Origin of the sequence: Nocardia asiatica NBRC 100129, from assembly GCF_000308415.1 — a bacterium.
Taxonomy (GTDB): Bacteria; Actinomycetota; Actinomycetes; order Mycobacteriales; family Mycobacteriaceae; genus Nocardia; species Nocardia asiatica.
Window position 1 is genome coordinate 1 of sequence record NZ_BAFS01000245.1, and the last position, 3,408, is coordinate 3,408.

2 protein-coding genes are annotated in these 3,408 nt (G+C 71.3%); both read right to left on the reverse strand.

Annotation, left to right across the window (positions count from 1 at the left end):
- The coding region (locus tag ON27_RS24140) for a non-ribosomal peptide synthetase (protein WP_043732292.1) at positions 1-1,658 on the reverse strand (1,658 nt) is incomplete at its 3' end.
- A gap of 283 nt (positions 1,659-1,941) precedes the next feature.
- On the reverse strand, positions 1,942-3,408 hold a 1,467-nt coding region (locus ON27_RS24145; RefSeq protein WP_043732298.1), incomplete at its 5' end, for a thioesterase domain-containing protein.

Consider the following 3,408-nt stretch of genomic DNA (forward strand, 5'->3'; position numbering starts at 1 on the left):
GGTGCGCCGGGGCCGAGCACTTCGGCGTACGCCTCGGCGACCAGCTCTTCCAGCGGGCCGACGGGGGCGCGGAACACCTTGGTCCGCAATCGGGGCGCGGGCAGCGCCCCGCGGTCCAGTTTGCCCACCGGGGTCAGCGGGATCTCGTCGAGCACCATGACCGCTGTCGGCACCATGTGCGCGGGCAGGCTCTGCTCGGCGAAGGCGGCCAGCTCGGCGGCGTCCGCGACCATCCCCGGCGCGGGGTGCACGTAGGAGACGAGAATCGTCGCGCCGCTGTCCAACTCATGACCGACGGTGACCGCGAAATCGACCGTCTCGTGCCCGGCCAGCACCGCGTCGATCTCACCCAACTCGATCCGGAAACCACGGATCTTCACCTGGAAATCGTTACGACCCAGATACTCCAGCTCACCGTTCGGCGTCCACCGCACCAGATCACCGGTGCGATAGAGCCGTGAACCGTGCACGTCGAACGGGTTGGCCACGAAGCGGGACGCGGTCAGCCCGCGCCGTTCGTGGTAGCCGCGGGCCAGTTGGGCGCCGGTGATGTACAGCTCGCCGGCCACGCCGCTCGGGACGGGCACCAGGCGTTCGTCCAGCACGTACTCGGTGACGGCCCGGATCGGCGCGCCGATCGTCACCGGTTCGCCGGGCGTCAGCGGCGCGCTGATGTTCGTCATGATCGTGGTCTCGGTCGGGCCGTACCCGTTGAAGAATTCGCGGATCCGGCCGCCGGACACCGGCAGTACCCAGCGCCGCACCAGCTCCGGCGGGCACGCCTCGCCACCGGCCACCACCACACGCAACTCGTCCAGCCCCAGCGGATCCACCGACGCCAGCGCCGCCGGCGTCACGAACGCGTGGGTCACGGCCTCCCGGCGCACCAAGGACGCGAAATCCTCACCGCCGAAAACCGCCGGGGAGGCGACGACCATGGTGGCCGCGCCGCCCAGCGCCAGCAGCAACTCCAGCACCGACGCGTCGAACGACGGCGACGCGAAATGCAACGTCCGCGACGCACTCGTCACCCGATACCGATCACGCTGCTCGGCACAGAAACTCGCCAACCCCGCCTGCGTGACCACCACGCCCTTCGGCCTACCCGTGGAGCCCGAGGTGTAGATGACGTAAGCGGGATGCTCCGCGCGCAGCGGACGCTCCCGATCGGTGTAGGTCACCGGATCGGCGGGGAATTCCTCGAGCCGCCGCGCGCATTCGGCGGTATCGATGGACAGCCACTCGACCCGGTCCGGCAGGCCGGGACGGACCTCGTCCACGGCCAGCCCGAACACCGCGCCGGAGTCGGCGAGCATGTGCTCGACACGATCGGCCGGATAGTTCGGATCCACCGGAACGAACCCGGCACCCGTCTTGGCCACCGCCCACACCGCGACCACCGACTCGACCGACCGCGGCACACCGACCGCGACCAAATCCTCCGGACCCACCCCACGATCGATCAGCAGACGCGCCAACCGGGTGGAGCGTTCGTCCAGCTCGGCGTAGCTCAGCTCGGCCAGCGTGCTGACCGCGTCGGCGAAGACGACCGCGGTGCCGCTCGGATTGGCCTCGACAGCGGTCGCCATCAGCTGCGGGAGGGTGGTGACGCGAGGGCGGCGGGTCCGGGTCGGGCGCACACGGGCCGGGCGGGTCATGCGCGCACCGCTTCCGCAGTCTCGTCACACCGCTGCCGGACCGCCCGAACCATCGTGCTGCCTCACCCTGTCTGTTGTCGCCACGCGCACGTTCACCATGCTCTCGCCCTCATGATCATCGAACACGCGCATGCCGATCGTTACCGAACCGCAGGCGCACGCCCGAGCGCGACCGGCCGCGAACCGGGGGTTCCGGATCGCGGGATCGGACGCGCGGGACGAGCGCCGGGGACGATTATTCCTTGCCGACGCGCGATCCGGGTCGTGACGTCGGCCGGAACGATCAGCGGCGACCGTCGAGCAGCGCGGCCAGCTGCGGGCCGATCACCGCCAGCGCCTCGGGCGCGGCCATCCGGGCGTGGGTGACCTCGACCGGCCGGTCTACGACCATGCCCTGCACGTACGGCCACCAGTCCGCCGCGGCGGCGCGCAACTCGTCGGTGGGGTCGGCGACGGCAGCGCTGAAGTACTGCACGGTGCCGCGGAAGACCCCGGGCCGGTGCTCGGCGATCAGCTCCGCCGAGCGGACCGCGCTGCGATAGATCCGGCGCAGACGCTCCGGAGTCACCGCGACGAGATCCGCCGGGATCATGGCGTGCAGTGTGGCCAGCGCCTCGTCGTCGAGTTCGTAGACATCGTCGCCCGCCGCGACCGACGTGCCGAGACCGAATTCGGCCAGGGCGCCGCGCAGCGCGGCGCGGAAGCCGATGACGTCCGGATTCGGATGGCTGTCCATCATGGCCAGCAACTCCACCTGCTCGCCCGCGTCCTGCAGCTCGGTGGCGATGGCATGGGCGAGCACCCCACCGAGCGACCAGCCGAGCAGCCGGTACGGACCCTGCGGTTGCACCGCCCTGATCTCGGCCAGGTAGCGCTGCGCCAGCTCGTCCAGCGAGCCGGGCAGCTCGCCGTCCTCCGACAGCGCGGGCGATTGCAGGCCGAAGATCGGCTGCTCGGCGGGCAGGAACTGGGCCAGCCCCGCGTAGGACCAGGCCAAGCCGTACATCGGGTGCAGGCAGAACAGCGGGGCCGCCGAACCGCTCGCGCGGATCGGCAGCAGCACGTCCAGCGCCGCGTTGACGTCGGCGTCGCCCGCGTCGATGCGGGCGGCCAGGCCCGCCACCGTCGCGTCGGTGAAGAACCACTGCACGCGCACCGTCGCCGCGGTCGTCTCCCGCAACCGCCCGACCACCTGCGCCGCGAGCAGCGAGTTGCCGCCGAGGGCGAAGAAGTCGTCGTCGAGTCCGACCCGGTCGGCGTCGAGCAGTTCGGCGAACGCCGCGGCCACCGCCTGCTCGGTCGCCGTCTCCGGCGCCCGGTAGACGGTCCCGCTGACGAACTCCGGCGCGGGCAGCGCTCGCCGGTCCAGCTTCCCGTTCGCGGTCAACGGCAGCACATCCAGCACCACCACCGCATCCGGCACCATATAGCCGGTCAAGAACCGGGCGGCCTCGGCCCGGACCGCGGCCTGGTCGAGGGCCGCGCCGGTGTCGGGCACCACGTACCCGATCAACCGCTCCCCGGCGTGCTCGTCCCGGCGTACCAGCGCGACCGCCTGCCCGACACCCTCGCAGCCCAGCAACGCCGCCTCGATCTCGCCGAGTTCGATACGGAACCCGCGCAACTGCACCTGCTGATCACCACGCCCGGCGTACTCGAGCACCCCCTCCCCGTCACCGGCACGCCACCGGCCGATATCCCCACTGCGATACATCCGCGACCCCGGCGCACCGAACGGATTCGCCACGAA